The organism is Streptomyces caniscabiei, from assembly GCF_014930365.1.
In the GTDB taxonomy this organism is placed as follows: Bacteria; Actinomycetota; Actinomycetes; order Streptomycetales; family Streptomycetaceae; genus Streptomyces; species Streptomyces caniscabiei.
In genome coordinates, this window is the sequence record NZ_JABXWI010000014.1 from 193,747 (window position 1) to 213,515 (window position 19,769).

Genomic DNA, 19,769 nt, shown 5'->3' on the forward strand with positions numbered 1-19,769 from the left:
GGCCACGCCCGGCTCACCCCTGAATGAACCCCAGCTGTGCCGCCCGCACCCCGGCCTGGAAGCGGCTGCGGGAGTCGAAGTGCTCCATCAGCGCGGTGGCGATACGGCGGGCCGTGCGCGCCGAGACCCCGAGCCGCTTGGCGACCATCTCGTCCGTGTGGCCCAGCGCCAACAGCCGCAGCGCCTCCAACTGCTGGGCGCTCAACCCGTCCGGCTCCCGCTGCTGCCCCTCCACCCCGAACGGCTCGGCCGTCCGCCACACGTTCTCGAACAGCGCCGCCAGCGCGGCGACCGTGCCCTGCGCCCGGTGGATCGTGACCCCGGCCCCCGTGTCGTCACTGTTCGCGGCGATCAGCGCGACCCGCCGATCCCAGATGATCATGCGGTTGGGCAGCGAGGGCGCCGTCCGTACCTGCGCCCCGTAGGAGGTGAGCCACTCCGCGTGCGCCACGGACGCGGAGTCGTTGCGGATGCTGTCGAGATAGACGGTCCGCATCCGCACCCCCCGGTCCAGCAGCCGCCGGTTCAACGGCCGAGAGTTGCGCATGTTCTCCTCGGTCTGCGCGCCGCCGGGCGCGAAGGTCAGGAACTCGTCCTCGACCTCGTTGTTCATCGCGGCCAGATGGTCCCGGATATTGTCGAGTCCCTCGACGTGTTCCGCGTCCCCCTTCACGGTCGCGGAATCGTCGAGCGCGAACTCCGAGAGAATACGGGCGGCCGCCGCCCGGCCCTCCTCCACCCGCTGCTGCTGAACGGCGAGTTCGGCCTGCTGCCGGGCGATCAGCATCTCCATCCCCAGTTGGGGATTGAGGGCGTGCATACGCTGCGGGTCCTCGGCGGACGGGCGTATGAGCGCCATTTCGCTGAGTCTGTCGAGAGCGGCCCGTATTTCTTCCCGGGAGAGACCTAATGCGTGGCTCAGCCCCGTGACGCCGGATTCGGGATGAGCCAGCATCCCCCGGTAAACGGATTCGGTGCGGGCGTCAATCCCAAAGACATCGAGCATGCGTCTCATCCATCCAGTACGGGTCCCCTTCGCACGCTCACAGCCGGACCCGCGGCGACGCCGACGCCGACCCGGGCCCCCTCTCGTGATCATGCGTTGCTGGTCCGCTACCCCGAGTGGCGCCCGACACGCCCGCCTCCAGCCCGCCTTCAGCGGATGTACACACCACGCACGCGTTTCACGACCGAGACCGTGGGTAACCGGAGCGGTCCCGCTGACACCGCCGCCCCTCGGCCGTCACGATCGTGCGATGACCGCCACCGTCGCTCACCTCACCACCCCGGACGGCGTCCGCCTGGCCCACGGCGTACACGCCCCGGCCCACGCGCACCCGCACGGCCGCACCCTCCTGCTGCTGCACGGACTCGCCGGCCACCAGGGGGAGTGGGACGACCTGGTCCCCCGGCTCCTGGCGGACGGCCACCGCGTGGTGACGTACGACGCCCGGGGCCACGGCGCGAGCACGCGGCGCCCGACGGACATGAGCCGGGCGGCGTGCGTCCGGGACGCGGTGACGGTGATCCGAGAACTGTGCGGGGCGCACCGGACCCAGCGCCCAGCGCCCCGCCCCGACCGGACCCCCCCCGGCCTTCCCGCCCCAGCCCCCGCACTCCGCGCACCCTCCTCACCTTCCTCCCCTTCCTCCTCTCCCTCCCCACCCCCCTCTGACCCTGGTGGGCCAGTCCCTCGGCGGCCACACGGCCTTCCTCACCGCGGCCGCGCACCCGGAACTCCTCGACTCCCTGATCCTGATCGAGGCGGGCCCGGGAACCCCCGACCCCACGCTGCCCGCCCACATAGCCGCCTGGCTGGACAGCTGGCCCACCCCGTTCGACTCGCCGTCCCGGGCAGCCGACTTCTTCGGTCACCCGAGCTGGTCCCGCAACCTCGAACGCCGCCCCGACGGCTGGTACCCCAGGGCGGACCGCGCCGCGATGCTCGCCGCGGTCGCGGAGCTGGCCGATACGACGTACCACGCGGAGTGGGCCGCCACCACCTGCCCCACCCTCGTCGTACGCGGCGCGCACGGCACGATGGCGGCCGCCGACGCCGCCGCGATGCCGACCACCCGCTCTCCGGGCACCCGAACAGACCTGACCGTCATAGAGGAAGCGGGCCACGACGTACACCTGGACCAGCCGAGCCACCTGCACACGAAGATGTCGCGATTCCTCAACTCGCTCCATCTGGACGGCAGCGGACGGCAGTTGAAGCAGCGCGAAACGTAACCGAAGGGACCGGGAGACAATCACCCCATGGGGACCAGAGATCTCACCGCCCAAGCCCTCAACCGGGCAACACTCGCCCGTCAACTGCTCCTCTCACGCGAGCAGTTGGAGGTGGAGGAGGCGGTACGACGCATCGTGGCCCTCCAGGCCCAGCACCCGGCCTCCCCGTACATCGCGCTGTGGAACCGCCTGTCCCCCTTCGACCCCACCACGCTCGACGCGGCGCTCATCTCCCACCGTCTCGTCCGAGCGACGCTGATGCGGATCACCGTCCACACGGTCCACGCGGACGACTACACCCCGTTCCGCGAGGCGATGGAACCCACCCTGCGAGGCTCCCGCCTCGGCGACCCCCGCTACCGCGCGTCCGGCCTGACGGCCGCCGACGCCGACACCTTCCTCCCGCCCCTCCTCGACCACGCCGACGGCACGGTCCGCACGGCCGCTGAACTCCGCATCTGGCTGGAGGCCCACCTGGGCGACACGGCCATGCCGGACCTCGCCACGCCGGACACGGCTGTCCCTGGGACCGTCACCCTGGACACCGGCGCCCACCGCATGCTCCGCCACTACGCGCCCCTGTGGCACGCCCCCACGGGCGGCCCCTGGTCCTTCGACACCCGCCAGTCCTACGTGGCGGCCCGACCCCGCCCGTCCCTCACCGACCCGGAAGCGGCCGCCGAGGGCCTACGCACCCTCATCCGCCGCTACCTCCAGGGCTTCGGCCCGGCGACGATCGCGGACATGGCCCAGTTCGCGCTGGTCCAACAGCGCCGCATCAGAACGGCACTGGCCACCATGTCGGAGGAACTCGAAACCCTGCGGACCACGGACACCGGCCAGACCCTGTACGACATCCCGGGCGCCCCACGCCCCCCGGAGGACACCCCCGCCCCACCCCGCCTGATGGCCATGTGGGACAGCACGCTCCTGGCCTACGCGGACCGGAGCCGCCTCCTCCCACCCGAGTACCGCAAGTACGTGACCCGCATGAACGGAGACGTCCTCCCGACCCTCCTGGTGAACGGCAAGGTGGCCGGCATCTGGCGCCCCCTGGCCGACTCCATCGAAGCCACGGCGTTCCACCCGCTCCCCACCACAACCTGGAAAGCCCTCGCACAGGAGGCCACGACCCTACGGACCTTCCTCACCACCCGCTCGGACCCCACCCCATACCGCCGCTACGACCACTGGTGGACCAAGCCACTCCCGACGACCTCGGAAACCCGCTTGCTGCGAGGCGACTGACGAGACCTTGCTTTCCGGCTGGCACCCAACCCCCACCACTCCTCCGAGTGATGGCGATCGAGCGAACTTCGAAGTACTTTCAAAGTTATGGGTACCGAGAGCGCGGCCGTGAACTTCTCCGAGCTGGTGAACAAGAACAAGCAGACACTCGCCCGGCTACAGGAATCACCGAGACTGCTCCTGCACCGCCGGGACGGAGAGGATCTGGTCCTCACCACCGCGGCGCGGGCCGAGCAGGACCAGACGGTGGTGTCCGCAGCCACTCGGATGCTGGCCGCGATGGCTCGCCGGGAGCCCGGCAGCATGGAACTGCTCCTCGACATACTGCCGGAGGCGTTCCCCTGGGTCCGTTTCCTGCCCGAGCCCGATCTCCACGCCTTCGCCGTCGAGCTGGTCGACACCATGCGGGCCGCCGACTCGGTCGGCAACAGCGCCTCCGTCGCCCAGCTCCTCATCGCCTGGCAGCACACCGCGGAGGTCCACTCCGACCCGGAACTCCTGGCAGCGCTGACTCGCCACCACTCTGAGGACTACGGCCCGGTACCCGACCCCCGGCACATCGCATGACCGGGGGCCGCGGAGACCGCGCCGCACCACCCGCACCACACGGCCACTGGGAAGTCCGCTTCGCGGACGCGGCTTCGGCCAAGGGCTGGGAGAGCCTCGCCCAACAGGCCCGAGAGAACACCTACCGCGCCTGGGTCACCATGCGCACCACCCCGAGGCCGACCATCGAGACACCCCGGCACCATCGGCTCAAGGGCACCCTGGCACACGGCACCCACCGAGGACAGACCTGCGAGCAGTGGCAGATCGAGGTGACCGGCGGAGGCCGCGTCTGGTACCTCCTGGACACAGGGAACGACACCTGCTGGATCACCTTCGCCGGCACCGGGCACCCGAGAGCCACGGACCGACGCTGACCCGGACGAGGACCGGTCAGCCCGTCAGCCCGACCACTCTTGCCCCTCCCGACCCCACCCTTCCGCGTTCGACCCGGTCTCGTAGGAGTACCGGGTCTCCCGGTCCCACTCCCGGCCGGTGATCCGCTCGTACGCCAGATCCGGCACGTAGAGCAGTGGCTCCGCCCAGACGAGTTGCGTTGCGTAGGGGACGAAGCGTGCCGGATCCCGCAGCACAGCCTCGTACCGATCACGCCCCTCGGCCACGACAGCCGCCCGCGTGTAGAGAAAGCCGTCACCGGAGAGATCGTCCCCGAACTCCTTCCGGTCCAGCCGATAGAGAGCCCACGCCAACTGCTCCGCGAACCCCACCACCACCGAAACCGGCTCGCCCACGAGCCGCCCCACCAAGGCCTCCGCGAGCCCCTCGGCATCAGGGTCGGGCCCCTCAGGCCGGCACTCGTCGATGAACTGCCAGAAGGTGTTCTCATCCATGCGGCAGAGCATGATGCACAGCACTGACACCCGGGTCCTGGCGATCGCGTCTGCCTACTCCTGTGTCTACTCGGGACAGGGGCTGGACATCACCTGAAGAGGAGGGTCGGCTCGGCGAGGATGTCCCGCCCCAGTTCGCTCTTGTAGATCAGGTCGACGCTGCCGAAGCGGGCGTGGTCGTAGTCCAGCCCCAGAGCCGCTACGGCGTCCAGTACCGCCGCCTCGGAAGGACCCTCGATCTCCAGGAAGGTGTCCAGGTCCGGCCAGGTGTCGAAGTCGTAGGTGACGCCGTCCAGTTGCCATTCCTCGCGGTAGTTCTGCTGGTAGCGGACCTGCCGCAGACCGAGCGCAGAGAGCAGCTCCGCGGTCTTGGCCAGATCGTCGACCTCGATCTCGATCTCGGTGGTTCCGTTGATGTGTGTGGCGTCGGTGACCTGTTTCAACGTGAGCGTGGTCCTGCCGCCTTCGTCCCGCAGTCGCAGCCACTGCTCCCCCTGCACCGCGTCGTTCTCGAAGATCAGGCGGGTGAACATGGTCTTGGGGAAGACCTGTTCCGCCCCGGCCGCCCGCAGCGCGCCGACAGTGGCCTGCACGTCGATCTCCAGGAACTTCGCCTCGTACTCGTGCTGCGCCACGACTCCCCTTCACAAACGACAGCTTCGACGCGTCAGGTCGTGGAACTCCTGCTCGCGCATTCCGGTGATCCCGCCGCAGACAGGGCTGTTCAGGAACTGGGCCAGGGTTGATGGCTTGGATCCACCACCGCCTGGAGCCGCAGTCACTCGGCGAAGTGCGGCTCGACCTCGTCTCACTCGGGACGCCCCGGGCTGCATCTACGAGCGTGTCGGCTTCCTGTGCTGCAGGGCATGGATGAAGGGATGCCAAGCACCGCTGCCGACGGCGACAACGCCGCCGGTCGGATTCTTGGAGTCACGTATGAGTGCGTGGTCTTCGGATATCGCGCACTGCACGCACTCGCCTCCCGCGCCGTTGCTGTACGAGGACGTGAACCACGTCGGGCGGTCGTCGTCGCCGGCCTCTGCGATGTTCATCTGGCGCATTCCTTCAAGACGGACTTGATCAATTGGGCGGATCTTTGAGGGCTCAGAGCTGCGGCTCGCAGACCGTCGAACGCCCTCGTGTACTCACGAACATGATGCTCGCCCTCCAGGTAGACGGCATCGGTGATGCCGTCCCGGTAGACCAGATCCGGGTCTTCCGGGGCGGGAAAGCCGAGCATCGTGAACGAGCCGGTCGCCGGGCAGGTCCCCGAGTCGAAGGGGAGGACCTGCAATGTCACGGACGGCAACTCGGCGGACTCCAGCACGCGCTCCAATTGTTCCCGCATCAGTGCCCTGTCCCCGATGACGTTGCGCACGGCCCCTTCGTTCACGACGAACCAGGCATCGGGCGCGTCGGGCCGAGCGAGCATGGCCTGGCGCTCCAGGCGAACGCGCACAGCTCTGTCGATGTCCTGGACGGACATGTGCGCACCCGTCGTGTGGAGTTCGCGGGCGTACCCCTCTGTCTGCATAAGTCCCGGCACCAACTCGCACTGGTACTGGCGAAGCACCGAGGCGTCCTGCTCCAACCCGATGTAGATGTTGAACCACTCGGGTACACCCGCGCCATGCACCTGCCACCAGCCGCGCGTCTTGGCCTGCCGAGCCAGGGACTTGAGAAACTCCCGCAGCTCGTCGCTCGTCCCGTGGAACCGGCACAGGGCATCGACGTCCGACGGTTGCACCCGTCCGCTGCCCGTCTCCATCCGGTTGACCTTGGAACCGCTCCAATCCAGCGCCGCCCCGACCTGGGCGCACGTGAGCCCGCTCTTCTCGCGCAGCTTCTTCAGCTCGATCGAGAGACGACGACGCCGTGCCGTCGGTGAACCGGCCATCTCGAACCTTCTCAACCATCCGTCGGGTAGCGGGCATTCAGTCTTGCGCCAAGGGTGCCGCCTGCCAATCACTCGGAAGTGGGAATCCCGCCGTGCACATTGCATCAAGGGATGGGGTGACTGCATTCTTGCTGCGTGCGCTACTCGCTGTGAGTGAACGTGACACTCCGTCAAGCGTGTGCGGTCGGGGTGGAGTCGGCATGCGACGAAAGAGGTCCGAGTGATCCAGAAACCGTGTGTGTCTCGGCAACCGTGGGACCTGACCTTCACGGCCGACCCCGAGGAGGTCGCCGCCTTGAGGCGCCTACTGCGCCTGCATCTGGGACTCTGGGGTCTGCGAGAGGTCGTCGACGAGGCCCAACTCTGTCTCAGCGAACTCGTGTCGAACGTCATCACGCACGTCGGTCCCGGCACCCCGGGCACCCTCGCGGTCTCGATGAGCGGCACGCACCTGCGCATCGAGGTGCATGATCCTGACACCCGGGCCCTGCCCACACTCATGGCCGCGGAAGCCGATGCGGAGCGTGGACGTGGCATGGCCCTCGTCGATGCCGTCGCCGACCGTTGGGGTGTTCAGCTCCACGACGGCCGGAAGGTCACCTGGTGTGAGTTGGAAACGAGGCCCGTGCCACCGATCGATGACTTCGACGGCCCCGGTGTGTCGAGAGCCGAGACGCTGCTCGACGCGTACGCCACGACCACGTCGCCACCCGCTGCGACCGTCGACACCAGGCTGAGCGTGGCCATGGCCGAAGAGTCGGTGATCGGTGTGATCACCGACTTCCTGCACTGGCTCCGGGCACATGGCAAAGACCCGGACCAGGTTCTGGACCACGCGCAGATCAGATTCGAGTCGCAGATCCGAGCAACTGAGAAGCCCCGGTGCCCAGCAGGGAGCCGCCCGGCGAAGAGGCGGAGTTGACGGGCGGACGCGGAGTGTCGTGCAGGGGCCCGGCGGAAGGCTCAGCCCTTCTCCTTTTGTCGGTCTACCTGCACAACTCTGGCGTTCACTGACTCAACAGGTCCGCGAAGAAGCCCAGGCGCGGGTCCTCCGGCGTTCCGACGAGCAGCGCTCGGTCGAGCAGGATGTTGTTCTGTTCGCAACTCGTCTCGGGGAGCATGACGCAGGCGTGGCACGCGGCGAGGTTCGTGCCGCCTGTGCCCGATGCTTCGGATTCGACACACAGAGGGTCGGAGGAGCACCACGCGGCGCGGTGGACGGCCGATCGGATCGCCCGGTCGAGACGCTCCGGCTCGCCTTGGGCGACGAGCCCGCCGAGACTGCCCGCCGAGTCGCTCGTCGCGGTGTAGACGAGCACTCCCGCCATGTCGTCGGCGGCGTACAGGCGCTCGCGCAGGGAGGCGGCCGGATAGCCCGCGTCCAAGCTCCACTCGTTGATGAGGACGTGGGCCAGCGTGTGCAGCAGCACCATGCGAGGGGTGGCAGGTGAGGGAACGACGAGGCTGGGGTCTCCGGCACGCTGCTCCAGCACTCGCTGGTGAGCGGTGCGCATCCGCTCGATCCGTGCGGCCACCGCCGTGGCCTTCTCCCACGAGCCAAGCCGTTCCTCGTCCAGGCGGAGGAAGACCCCCTCACCGCGCACCTCCATGGCGGGCAGCCAGCGCATGGGGGAGTCGGAGAGCGGCATCTCCTTCGACTCCGTCGTGGAGTCGGGGTCGGCGAGCCGAGTGAACGCCCTGAGGGCACGCACCTCGCGGAGTCTCTTGACCAGCATCGGGCCGGTGACACCGAGCGGGCCGAGCACGGTCCGGTCCCCCGACGGGGCCTCGCAGACGAATTGTTCCTCGTGAGAGTGCGGACCCTCGTCGTTGCCCGAGCGGAGGCGTTCGTACTCCTTGTTGCGCAGGGCTCGGTAGCGGTGGTCGAAGGTGGGACCCGTCCTGCCGTCGGAGTCCTCCTCGCGTTCGGCGTCGAGCAGGTCCATCACCTCGTCCAACGGTACGGGGCACTCGCCCTTGAAGACGCCCTTGAGATAGATCTCGACGTGCTCGCGCTTGTCGTACTGCCGGAGCGCGTCCCAGTGCTCCGCCAGCGGATCCGCTCGACCGTCGCTCCATGGCGGAATGGAGAGCGCCGACTTCAACACCGGCTGCCACACTGCCGAGGAGCCGCGCTGGAGCGTGCGCAGAGGGAGCCCGCACTCCTGGGCGGCCACGGATGTTCCGAGCCACGGGCGAGGGCCCAAGCACTTGAGACCCAGGTCCTTGAGGGCGTTTCTGCGGAAGGAACCCTCCATGGAGACCTCGGGAGCCCTTCCGCAGGTGCAGGAGACGAGGATCGAACGAAGCGAGGACGTGCGCCCTGACGTACGCAGCTTGAGCTTCCCCCCGCACTGCCCGGTCGTCGAGGCACCCCGGTCCGCGGAGCGGTGCACCCACTGCCAGTACGGGAACTCGCCGAGGTGCCCGGCCTCGCACGCGACGACGAAACGGGAGGGGACGAGGTCGACCTCGCAGGTGCCGCAGATGCTTCGACCAGCCGGCGGGTTGAAGTCGCGGTGTCGCTGGAGGTCGTTGCACTCGGGGCACGAATGCATCAAGGGGAAGCGGCGGACCCTGAGGCCGGCCTTGCTGCTGTCGTCGGACGCGGGTGGCAGCCGGAAGTAGTCGACGTCGAGCAGGCGCGCCAGGCGCCGTTCGTAGATCCGCGGGGACTCGTCGGGGCTCCAGCTCCGGTCGGCGTCGTCCAAGCCGGACACGACGAAGGACTCGGCGTCGACGGCGACGAGCGAACCGATGCCATATGTGGTGATCGCCTGGGCGCGGCGAACCGTACCGCGTCGCGGGAGGTTGTGGGCGGGCATGCTGGCCTTCTCGCCGGTCCGGCGACGGCGGGCGGGGGGCGGGGTCATCGGCTTCCCTCCATGAACAGGGCGGACTCGGCGTCCACGTCGCGCAGGCTCCACAGCGTGGCCCACGCCTCTGCGTTCTCGGACTCGTCGTCGTACGCCTTCAGAAGCGAGGGTGCGCGACTGCCTCTGCGGGGTTCGAAGAGCAGGCCGCCGTCGATGTCGGCCTCCTCGCACCACCAGTCCACGAACTCGTCGAAGGCATGGGCCGTGACCTCGACCTCCTCCGGCGAGACCGCCTGCACACGCTCCAGGAGCACCGTCCTGATGCGACCTCGGAGAACGTCCTCGTAGGCCTCGACCTTGCCTGCGCCTTCGTTGGGGCGCGCGGCCGGAATCAGAATGCGCGCCAGAGCGACGATCACCGCGTGCAGGCCCCGATCGCGTGCGCGCGCGGAGAACGGTGTCACGGAGGTGGATTCGACCTCACGGTAGAGAGCCGAGTGGAAGTACTGGAAACTCTCGTAGTGGGAGCGGTCACGGGACCGGGTCGAGTTGAGCATGACCGCGACCAGACCGGGGTGCGCGCGGCCGACACGGCTCGTCGCCTGGATGTACTCGGCGGTCGTCTGCGGCTGGCCCATCACGGCCATGAGACCGAGACGATCTACGTCGACCCCCACCGCGATCATGTTGGTGGCCAGGAGGACGTCCACCGCGTCGTCGTCGGGGAACCTCTTCTCGATCCCTTTCAGACGCGTGGGGATCTCGCTGGCGTCGACACGGCTGGTCAGCTCCGAGTAGTTGGCGATCGAGCGGATCGCCACCCCCTCGCGTCCGGCGAGCAGTTCCAGATAGGCCACCACGTCGTCGTGGACCTGGAGTTCGGCTGCGGAGAGCAGCCGGAGGCTGTTGAAATAGCCGACGAGGCTCCAGTACGCGTCGCGCACCTCGTCCTCGGTCTTCGCCTGGTTGGCCCGGTGCAGCAGGGTGGCGTACGTGCGGATCAGGAGCGTGGACTGACTCGTGCCGGGTGCGAGCAGGCCGACGTAGCGTCTGCTCGCCTTCTCCTCGCGCGGGGTCTCCACGGCGAACCACGAGTCGCGGGCGTCCAGGCCGGCGGGCGGGAACTGCCGGACGCCGCGTGCGAAGAGGTGGCGGCTCTGCTCTGCGGCACGACGGATGGTCGCCGTGGAGGCGATCACCTTGGGTCGTTTCGCGAGCGCGTCCACGGCAGTCTCGTAGAGGCCGGTCAGGGTGCCCAACGGGCCGGAGATCAGGTGTAGTTCGTCCTGAATGATCAGCTCCGGGGGTGGAGTGCCGTCATCCGGGTCGTCGAGGTTGAAGAGTGCCGAGGTCGCCGGACGCCACGGCATCGACGCGAACTTGTCGACGGTGGCGATCACGAGTGTCGGTCGCGCGTCGTACACCGCTTCGTCGATCAGGTGGACGGGCAGGCCGTCGGCGAACTCACAGTCCCTGCCGGGACAGCGGACATGCATCCGCTGGGCGTCCTCGTCGACCTCGTAGTTCCGGGCGTCGAGACGGGTCCCGCACCAGGGGCAGGCGTGCAGTTGGACAGGATTCTCGGTGGCCAGACGCTTGTCGAGGCTCCTACGCAGCTCGTCCAGCTTCTGCCCGGCCACGGACAGTGTGTTGGGGGTGGCCGAGCGTCCCACCCACATGCCGATGGAGAACTCCTCGTGTCCCAGCTCGGGCGTGCGCCGCCGAATGTTCTCCATGGCACAGAGCAGGATCGACGCGCGCTCGAACTGCTGGAGGGTGAGCAGCCGCAACGTGTAACGCATGAGAACGGTGACACCACCGCCGTCGGTGCCCTTACGGATACGACGCAGGAACGACGTGACGGCGATGAGTCCGAGGTAGGCCTCCGTCTTGCCACCACCGGTGGGGAACCACAGCAGATCGGAGACCTCGCGGTCGCGGTGGTCCGGGTCGTCGATGCCGGCCAGGCAGAGCAGGACGAACGCGATCTGGAAGGGGCGCCACCTACCGGCGGCCGGGTCGAGGGTTCCGGCGCGGCCGCTCTTCACCCACGCGCTGCGGGCGCGCTGGTCGGCCATGGCGTGATTGGCGAGCCGGAACGCCCGCATCAGGTCGGGCTCGGTCCGCAGCAGCTCGATGCCCTCGCGGATCCGATCGAGTGCCTCACGACAGGCCTCCACCTGGTCCAAAGCGGGCTGCTCGTGGGGTTCGCCGGCCAGGGCCTCCGCTTCCGCCGCCTTGCGGTCGATCCATTGCCGGTATCCCGCGGCGAGATCGTCCAGAGCGGTCAGCACCTCGCTGTCGGACTTCTCCGCCAGCCCCAGCATGGACAGTGCCGAACTGTCGATCTCCGGATTGGAGTCGGTGAGCAGGACCTCCACGGCGGGAACGAACTCGCTCCGCACCTCGGCGACGGCGGCCCTGCGGGTGTCGGTCATGCCGATCGGCGGCGGGGTCCAGTCCCACTCGGCGGCACAGCCGTGGCCGACGGCGAAGGTCGGGGCGTGGCGGTGCAGCAGCCTGCTGGTGGCGACCTCCGCGTCATGGGCGAAGGTCGGCGCGGGGCGCTCGACGAACGCGGTAGAGCCGTCCACGGAGCGGACGGTGAGACCGCACTGGAACAGGGAGAACGCGTCCTGAAGTTCACGTTCTCCGACCTGGTGCGTATTGACGAGCGTGACGGTGATCGTGACCGTGCCCGTGGTCGGGTGGGGACGCCGGACGTTGACGCGCAGCCGTGCCCCCTCACCGAGCTCGAACGTCTTGTCGGGGGCGGGTGTGGTCACGTCGATCTGGGTGTCCGGAAGTGCCAGCGGCCTGCGTCGCCACCGCTCCCGTTGATCGGACGTGGTGCGGGCCTCGGCACGCCGGGCCGCGATCCGATTGCCCTGCGGGTCGGTGGGCTCGTAGACGGCTGCCCGCGCCGAGACCACGATCGAGTCGCTTATGGCTGGGTCGATCGCGAAGGTCAGCCCCATCGACGAGGGGCGGCGGGAGCTCGCCGCGCCCACCTCCTGCGCGGTACCGGACTCCTCGATGTCGTCACGCGTGCGCAGAGGTGCGATGTCCAGACCGTCGTGCTCGGCCTCGTCCTCACGGATCCGCTGCTCCGCTGTGGCATCGGCAGATCGTGGGTAGAGCACGCCGGTCAGGTAGCGATCGATCGGCGCGTCCTCGGCGAGGACCTCGTCCCGGTCCTCCGGGGCGGCGTCCGTGTCCGGCCCGAGCAGCTCGCGGCGGAGCCCCCTCACCAATTCCTCGTCCCGGACCCGGTAGTGCTCGGAGTGCCGGCCTGCCACCTGCGTCATGCGCGCTGCTCCTCGTTCTCGTCAGCCCGTCGGTACCTCCCGATGCCGGTGATTCGGGGGGCGATCCACGTCCCTCGGTCACCGAGACCCGCGTTCGCGCCGGCGGCGGCGCTGCCGGTCACCGTCTCCAGGATGTCGACCCGGACGCCGTGGATCTCGTCGGGCCACCAGGGGTCCCACGTCCTGTTCACCTTCTGCACCTGGAACAGGTCCTCCCGGAACCGCTCCGACGCCTCACCGATCTCCTTGCCCTCGTGCACCAGAGCGTACGGCGGGCTCTGGTGGTCACCCATCGGCAGATCGTGACGCTTGCGCAGCACCACGTCATGCCCGGGGGCGACCCGCTTCAAGAGGTACGCCTGGGTGGCCACGGCGTCGGAGTCGTGGCCGGGTGGGACGTCCCGGCAGATGTCCCCCGCCTCGACCACGAGGCCGTATCTCTCGTACGGCCGCCATCCGCCGACGTAGCGGCGACCGTTCTTCCGCCCGCCCGCCCGCTTGAGGATCGGCAGCTCGGGGGACTGCGCGTGGTACAGATCCACACGGGCACGAGTCATGGCCACGTACAGGGCTCGGGCCTCGGCCGGGAGATCCAAGTCGTCCTTGTACTGCTTGCGCAGCTCGCCGACGGTGGGTGGGGTCAGGACGATCACCCGGTCGAACTCGAGTCCCTTGGCCCTGTGTACGGTGGAGACGACGACGCGCGCGGTCTCCGGGTCGGCTGCCTCGTCGGGGAACCTGCCGTCGGCGACCGAGCGGCGCAGCCGCTCCAGATCGAGCACACCCCGCCCGGCAGAGCGCGCGACCCGCCGCAGCACGGTCCACAGGCCGGCCACGTTCGGTTCGTACGGCAGGGGGATCTCAGCGAGCAGCGAGCGGAACCGGTCCTCGGTGAGGCCGGTCGCCTCGGTGCGGCGCAACAGCTCGGCGACCCAGTACGGCACCGGCCTCTCCTCCAGGGGGCGCCGCAGCATGTGCTCGACGCCGTGCTCGTGGAGCAGGCGGGAGACCACCAGGGCCTCTCGGTTGTCGCGGGTGAGGATCGCACAGGTGTCGGGAAAGGTCCGCAGCCCCTCCAGGGTGAACGGATCGGTTAGATCGCCCATGTCGTTCGTCGGATCCAGAAGCAACTCGCGGAGTTCCTCGTAGAGCGTGGCTGCCTCGTCCGCTGTGGTGACCTGTTGGAGTCGGGGTCCCTGCGGCAACGCCACCCGTGCCTCGGGGGTGACGGCACGGAAGTTCCGGGTGAGGTGTAGTTCCACGAGTTCGTCGAGGTAGGAGCCGCGCAGCCAGTCGAAGAAGCGCCCGGTCTCGTCCGCGCGTTCGACCGGGTCCTCGATCTGGAAGCCGTAGACGGACTGGGCGGCGTCTCCGACGACGGTGAAGCCGCAGCTGTCCTGGTACCGGTCGAGCAGCGTCTCCACCAGCTCTCGGCGGCGGCCCACCAGGTCCTGCACCTCGTCGATCACGACATGGGAGGGCGGGACGGAATCGCCGGACTCCAGCACACCGTCCTCGATCGCGCGGGTCGCCGCGTCGATCCGCTCGTCGAAGCCGAGCGCACCCCACTCGCCGTCCGGCTGCGACTGGAGGAGCAGCCCGTACGCCCAGGCGTCGAAGGTCTGGGCCCGTACCCTGTGGGCCCGCTCCCCGTGCCGGACGATGCGTGCTCGCAGCTCGCGGGCAGCGGCTCGGGAGAAGGTGAGCACCAGGATCTCGGCGGCCTCCAACGCCTCGTCGGGGTCCTCGTGACCGCACAGCGCGTCGAGCCGGCGCACCAAGGTGTGTGTCTTTCCCGCCCCCGCTCCCGCGGTGACCAGAACACGCGCGTCCCAGGGCTGCTCGACCACGGCCCGCTGCTCGTCGGTGAGCGGTGGGCTGTCGAGGTAGGCGTCGATCACTTTCTGCTCCAGAGGTGCTCGAACTGGGTGAAGGCGAGTCGGGTGTCGAAGTTCGCGATGTTGTCGCTGACGTTGAGGATCCGACAAGTGGGCTTACCGCCGTTGAGCGGACCACGCAGGCCGCGACCGATCATCTGCTGGTAGACGTTGGTGCTGTAGACGGGGCGGGCCACCACCACGGTACGGGTGGCCGGGGCGTCGAATCCCTGGGCGAGCACGCCGTAGTTGGTGAGCACCCGGATGCGTCCCTCGCGGAACTGCTCGACGCGTGTGCGACGGTCCTGGTCGCTTGTTGTCGCGTCCACGGCTGCGGACCGGATGCCCCGGTCGTTGAGCATGGCCGACAAGTACTTGGCATGGTCGACGGAGGTGGCGAAGAGCAGCGTCGGCCCGTCGTCGGCGACATCGGCCACTGAGTCGACGATGCGCCTGCTGCGCGCGTGGTCGTCGGCGAGCCGCTGCTCGGCGGCACGGGACAGCACTGCCATCCGTTCGGCCTGAGCCTTCTCATCACGGGTCAGTTCGATCCGGCCGCCTTCCAAGGTGTGGTGTTCCACCTGCGCGAGCATCCCCCACTCCTGGAGGTCTCGGTACGGATCACCGGACGGGAAGACACCCTCGTCGAGCCGACGGTTTCCGAAGCGCCCGACCAGACGGCGAGTCTCCTCCTCGTTGGTGTTGCGGAAGGGCGTGGCCGTCAGACCGAGCAGGTGCCGAGCGGTCTCGTACTGTGTGAGCCCCAACTGCCTCAGGAGTGCGGTGTACCGAGGGGAGACGGCGGTGTGGGCCTCGTCCACGATCACCAGTGAGGCCTGACGCAGCCATGTGTACGGTTCGGTGCCCAAGCAGCGCTCCAGCTTGGCGTCGATGGCGACCACCAGGTGGGGGTGATCGACGACGTTCCCGACCTCGTTGCTGCCCCAGAGCCGGCTGATGGTGAGCGGACGCTCCGCACCGACCTTGCTCCAGACGAACTTCCAGCTCTGCACGGCCTGTTCGCACAGTTCGTCGCTCTGCGCGATCCACAGCAGTGGTCCGCTCAGGTCGCCGACGCGCTTGACCCAGCGGATTACGGCCTCGGCGGTGACCCGAGTCTTGCCCGCGCCGGTCGGCAGCGACAGCATCCCGCGCTGAGGAGCGAGGCGGTCGAGCATGGTGGTGATGTTGCGAACCAGATCCTCCTGGTACGCGTGGAGACTCGGGAAGTCCCGAGGGCCTTCGATGATCTCGAACGCCGGTCGGGACGGGGTGCGAGAGCCCGCGAAGGACCCAGGAAGCTGCAGGTCCGAAACGAAGGAGACGGCGGACGAGGAGCCGGTGTACGCGACGGGAGCGTCGGGGAACCGTGCCTGGATGTCGCGGGCGTGCTGATGGAGGACACCGTCGCCGTGCGCGTTGAAAGCCATCTGCGCGATCCGCCGCCCCGAGGGCTGTACGCCATCGGTCGCCTGCAGCTCCGCCTCCATCAACCCCTCGGGGAGCCCGATCCGGAGCGCTTCCGCCCCGATCAGGAGCTCGATCTTGGTGACCACGTCCTCGGTTTCGCGCACGGCCTTCCGGGCCGCCTGCATCGCGCTGTCCCGAGCCATCCGGTCCTGGTGTTCGAGCACGGCCCGGCAGCCGGACACTCCCAGACCCAGCCCGAGTTCGCGATCGATCAGGCGGAGCATCGGTTCGGGATCCAGCGGGACGCGTACCTTGACGGTGCTGTCCTGACGGACGGCGTCCAGGGGAGCGGCCTGAGCACCGTTGGGGGTGCGGGTGACCTCCTCCAGCTCGGTGCACCGCTGCACCAGGTTGTTTCGGTTGGAGCTGTTGAGGTGCCGACGCAGGCCGGGGTACAGCTCGACCAGTGGCACCGGGTCGCCCTCCACCACTTCACGGGTCTCGCGGCTGATCATGTCGGAGTAGCGGTTCATGCCCCACTTCTCGACCATCAGCTCTGCGTCCTCGACCGTCGGCACGAGCAACGCGGGCACCTGCTCGGCGCGTAGCACGCCGTACTCGGTGTGCCCGACCGCGAGCGTGATCTCGTCGTCGGGACGGGTTCCCCAGGCGTCCCCGATCCGGCAGCGGGTGAGGGCGTCCTCGGGGAAGTCCGCGCCGAACCGGGTCAGCATCACGTAGGTGGCGCCCACGAAGGCGTCGTCCTCGCTCCGGGACACCTCGTCGAGGAGCGCGCTCCAGCGGTCTGCCGGAACCTCGTCGACAGTCGCCGGAAGCCGCAGTTTGCGGGCCTTCTCGGGAGACAGGTCGGCGACCGGGAGTACGTCGCGATAGGCGGCGAGCTGCGGACCGACCGCTTCGATCAGCGGCTTGATGCCCTGGGAGGTGTGGACCGTGCCGTACTTACGCAACATCCAGCGGATCGGTGAGATTGCGGCCTGCCGGGTGCTGCTCTGTGCACCGATCTGGAGCGTCCAGTTGTCGACGACGGCATCGTCGGGAAGTGCCTTGAGGAAGGCGGCACGGGACTCGTCGGAGAGCGCGCGGAACAGATGGAGCGGGCCCCCGATGGCGGCTCCTTCGAGCTTCATCCGGCTCAAGGCGGGACGCTGCGCCTGGCTGTCCAGCTTACGCAGATAGGCCGCGTGGACCGCCTGTCGGTACTCCTCGAACCAGGCTTCGTCACCTGTCGGCCGCACTCCCGTGCTGGGCCGCTCCCGCAGGCCGACCTGCGCGAAGAAGGCGACATCGTCGGAGTGGAACGTCATGTCGACGGCCACGGTGGGGTCCCGCCGCGCGTCGACCACCTTTCCCGGAAGCATGCAGTCCTCGATGGGCCGGAACTTGCCGTCGGCGGTACGCACGCGGAGCGTGGAGCCCGGCGCGGCCACCCGCTCCAGCACCCTGTGTGCCAGGTGTCGGATTCCGGCCTTGCGGAACAGCTCCCAGAACCGCAGCCATTCGGCGTCCCGATAGCCGTCGAAACCCTGGTCGAGGACGCTGACGAAGCGCCCTTCGAGGTCCGCCTCGCGGATGCCGAGAACGTTGAGTGCGTGGGCCAGCGACGGGTCCTGGGCCAGTGCGCCGTCCACGTACACGAGGGACTCACGCAGCCCACCCTGGTCCGCACGGCGGAACACCCGACCGCGCACGGGCGCGACGAGTCCGTGCTCCTCGGTGAGCACGATGTGCGCCTTGCGGGCCTCCTCCGCGTACGGCGAGCCGACCTCGATCATGTTCGCGAGGATCCGGATCGCCACTGCCGAGGCCTCGGCGGTACCGCTCCCGACCAGGGCTTCCAGCCATGTGCGGACATCCGCCCGCTCGTGCCTGGCCGCGTCGAGGATGTGCTCGACCTTTCCGGAACGCGTGGAGTCGGCCTCGACGCTCGGGTGCAGCCAGTTCGAGGGGCGACCGGGGCACTCGTGCCACATCCGCAGCCACCCGGCCAACCTCTTCAGGTCCTTCTTGTCGAACCGGGGGTGGACGCGCAGCTCGGCGGGGGTGCGCAGCACACCGTCCTGGTCGGGCAGCGACGGACGGGTGGCGGCACGGGCCCAGATCTCCCGGGTCAGGAACTCGTCGGCCCAGCTGATCGCCTCCTTGACTCGCCCCGGAAGCAAGGGGAGGTAGGCGGCCGGGTCCTCAGCGGGCGACAGAGCGGGGAGCGAGTCGACGACCAATGCCGCCGACACCCTGATCATCTCCTGGTTGAAGGGCGAGGAGTCGAGCAGGTTCTGCCGGTCCTCGTTGGTCTTCCACGCGCCGTTGAGGATGCCGCTCAACGACATCTCGTACTTGGTCGGGAAGAAGGACCAGAACCTGCCGCGACCACGTGTCTGCGAGTTGACGTACAGGCCGGTCTCCGGGTTCTTCCGCAGGGCGGGGACGCCCCAGGAGAGGTCGAGCGAGACCCGGTCGTGGAGTTCACCGGCGTCCGCCTGGGCCGCTCGGCCGGGCGTGTGGGTGGTGGTGAACACCCGCCAGTGGATGCTGGCGGCCTTGCCTGTCCTCTCCTCGGTCACGGTGTGCAGATCACCGGTCTGCCGCGTGGTCAGGACCCGGCGGGCCGCAGGAACGTGACGGCGGTCCTCGAGAACGACCTTCGCGACGTGCGGTGAGAAGAGCTGGAAGCCCACCGGGAACTCGTCGCGGGGCTCGCCGTGCTCCTTGCCACTCCCACCGTGCATGTCCAGCCCCAGCCGGCGGTCCGCCTTCGGCAGCAGGGGCAGGCGTACGACGGTGGTCGCCCAGGTCAGCAGCTCGTGCAGGACGGGGTCGGCGGCGCGCTCGGCCCGCACGTCGAGAGGGCGAGCCATCCGCAGTACGGGGGCGTCGAATTCCGCACCGTATCGAGCGATCACGCCGGGCACGGCCCTGATCTGTTCGTACGACCAGGCGCGGTCGAACCCGAAACTCCCGGTGGTGCTGAAGAATTCAGGTGTGTCGGTCACGACGAGGACGGATTTCACGCCCACGCCGAACCTTCCGATCTGTCCGCCGCGCTTCTTCGACATGCTCATTCGAAGAATTGTCTCAGCGCCCTCGGGCGTGACCGGATTTCCTTCGTTCGCGCAGTACAAGTGGGTACCGGTGAGCACGACGTGAACCCTTCCGCCGGGCTCGTCGGCGATTTCGTCGGCCGCGTTCTGGACGAGTTCGAAAAGCTGGCGATCGCCGTATCCGCCCTGAGTGATTCGACGCTCTCCGTTGGCGTGCTCGGCTACGAGACCGGGGTCGACGGCATACGTCTTGAGGACACGGGAAGATTGCTCGATAACGGTGTCGATTACCGGAGAGGACGAAGGCGACACTGGTCCTGCACTCCTGAGGTCAAGGATTCGAGTGAGAGTGTGCGTGAGGGGCCGACTGCGCGAGTCGAAGCCGGCCCATGCACGGGTGAGAGGTCTCATCGGGTGTGCGATCGCCATCTCCGCAGCATGTTTGGGCTGGTGAAGGCGGTAGTGTGAGGACTCTCCTGTGGGCGGGGCCATGGTCCCACCGGATGTGTGGTGTGAGAG

At 68.6% G+C, this 19,769-nt stretch carries 14 protein-coding genes and 1 pseudogene; 6 read left to right on the forward strand and 9 right to left on the reverse strand.

The genetic code is table 11. The features are described 5' to 3' along the window. Positions 1 to 13: 13 nt before the first annotated feature. A complete protein-coding gene (locus HW837_RS34495; protein ID WP_313895632.1) occupies positions 14 to 859 on the reverse strand; it encodes a helix-turn-helix domain-containing protein in 846 nt (281 codons plus the stop codon). A 397-nt stretch (positions 860 to 1,256) separates the two neighbouring features. Here HW837_RS34495 and HW837_RS49705 point away from each other — a divergent pair. The 5 genes and pseudogenes from HW837_RS49705 to HW837_RS34520 all read left to right on the forward strand — a co-directional run. Next, a pseudogene (locus HW837_RS49705) lies at positions 1,257 to 1,490 on the forward strand (alpha/beta fold hydrolase); the annotation flags it as partial. A 190-nt stretch (positions 1,491 to 1,680) separates the two neighbouring features. Further along, positions 1,681 to 2,235, forward strand: coding sequence for an alpha/beta fold hydrolase (locus HW837_RS49710; protein ID WP_313895631.1), 555 nt, complete (start codon positions 1,681 to 1,683; stop codon positions 2,233 to 2,235). A gap of 27 nt (positions 2,236 to 2,262) precedes the next feature. After that, entirely contained in the window at positions 2,263 to 3,483 is a 1,221-nt protein-coding gene (locus HW837_RS34510) for a winged helix DNA-binding domain-containing protein (protein WP_193381127.1), read from the forward strand. 87 nt (positions 3,484 to 3,570) lie between these two features. Next, the gene (locus HW837_RS34515) at positions 3,571 to 4,050 is read left to right on the forward strand and encodes a hypothetical protein (RefSeq protein WP_093791539.1); all 480 of its coding nucleotides are present in this window, start codon (positions 3,571 to 3,573) and stop codon (positions 4,048 to 4,050) included. Beyond that, positions 4,047 to 4,406, forward strand: a complete 360-nt coding sequence (locus HW837_RS34520) for a hypothetical protein (protein ID WP_060888157.1) — start codon at positions 4,047 to 4,049, stop codon at positions 4,404 to 4,406. The genes HW837_RS34515 and HW837_RS34520 overlap by 4 nt, the downstream gene beginning before the upstream one ends. Before the next feature lie 24 nt (positions 4,407 to 4,430). Here HW837_RS34520 and HW837_RS34525 read toward each other — a convergent pair whose 3' ends face one another. The 4 genes from HW837_RS34525 to HW837_RS34540 form a co-directional block, all read right to left on the reverse strand. Continuing rightward, positions 4,431 to 4,880 (reverse strand): DUF4240 domain-containing protein, encoded by a 450-nt coding sequence (locus HW837_RS34525; RefSeq protein WP_093791541.1) that lies wholly within the window; start codon positions 4,878 to 4,880, stop codon positions 4,431 to 4,433. Positions 4,881 to 4,969: 89 nt separating this feature from the next. Further along, positions 4,970 to 5,515 (reverse strand): class IV adenylate cyclase, encoded by a 546-nt coding sequence (locus HW837_RS34530; protein ID WP_193381126.1) that lies wholly within the window; start codon positions 5,513 to 5,515, stop codon positions 4,970 to 4,972. 198 nt (positions 5,516 to 5,713) lie between these two features. Further along, positions 5,714 to 5,932: a DUF397 domain-containing protein gene (locus tag HW837_RS34535; RefSeq protein ID WP_045560622.1), complete on the reverse strand. Its 219-nt coding sequence runs from the start codon at positions 5,930 to 5,932 to the stop codon at positions 5,714 to 5,716. Next, the gene (locus HW837_RS34540; protein ID WP_045560621.1) at positions 5,929 to 6,777 is read right to left on the reverse strand and encodes a helix-turn-helix domain-containing protein; all 849 of its coding nucleotides are present in this window, start codon (positions 6,775 to 6,777) and stop codon (positions 5,929 to 5,931) included. The genes HW837_RS34535 and HW837_RS34540 overlap by 4 nt, the downstream gene beginning before the upstream one ends. Positions 6,778 to 6,997: 220 nt before the next feature. Here HW837_RS34540 and HW837_RS34545 point away from each other — a divergent pair, with 220 nt between their 5' ends. Next, positions 6,998 to 7,699, forward strand: coding sequence for an ATP-binding protein (locus HW837_RS34545; RefSeq protein ID WP_045560620.1), 702 nt, complete (start codon positions 6,998 to 7,000; stop codon positions 7,697 to 7,699). An 85-nt stretch (positions 7,700 to 7,784) separates the two neighbouring features. Here the strand turns inward: HW837_RS34545 and drmB are convergent, their stop codons facing one another. Genes drmB through HW837_RS34565 form a run of 4 tightly spaced genes read right to left on the reverse strand, consistent with a single transcriptional unit; the run spans position 7,785 to position 19,562 of the window. Continuing rightward, positions 7,785 to 9,650, reverse strand: a complete 1,866-nt coding sequence (gene drmB / locus HW837_RS34550; RefSeq protein ID WP_193381125.1) for a DUF1998 domain-containing protein — start codon at positions 9,648 to 9,650, stop codon at positions 7,785 to 7,787. Further along, on the reverse strand, positions 9,647 to 12,901 hold the full coding sequence (locus HW837_RS34555; protein WP_045560618.1) for a helicase-related protein: 3,255 nt from the start codon (positions 12,899 to 12,901) through the stop codon (positions 9,647 to 9,649). Before HW837_RS34555 ends, drmB begins: the two co-directional genes overlap by 4 nt. Continuing rightward, positions 12,898 to 14,802 carry a UvrD-helicase domain-containing protein gene (locus HW837_RS34560; protein ID WP_193381124.1) on the reverse strand — a complete coding sequence of 635 codons (1,905 nt, stop codon included), beginning with the start codon at positions 14,800 to 14,802 and terminating at the stop codon, positions 12,898 to 12,900. Before HW837_RS34560 ends, HW837_RS34555 begins: the two co-directional genes overlap by 4 nt. Then, positions 14,799 to 19,562: a DEAD/DEAH box helicase gene (locus HW837_RS34565; RefSeq protein WP_045560617.1), complete on the reverse strand. Its 4,764-nt coding sequence runs from the start codon at positions 19,560 to 19,562 to the stop codon at positions 14,799 to 14,801. The genes HW837_RS34560 and HW837_RS34565 overlap by 4 nt, the downstream gene beginning before the upstream one ends. Between the last annotated feature and the right edge of the window lie 207 nt (positions 19,563 to 19,769).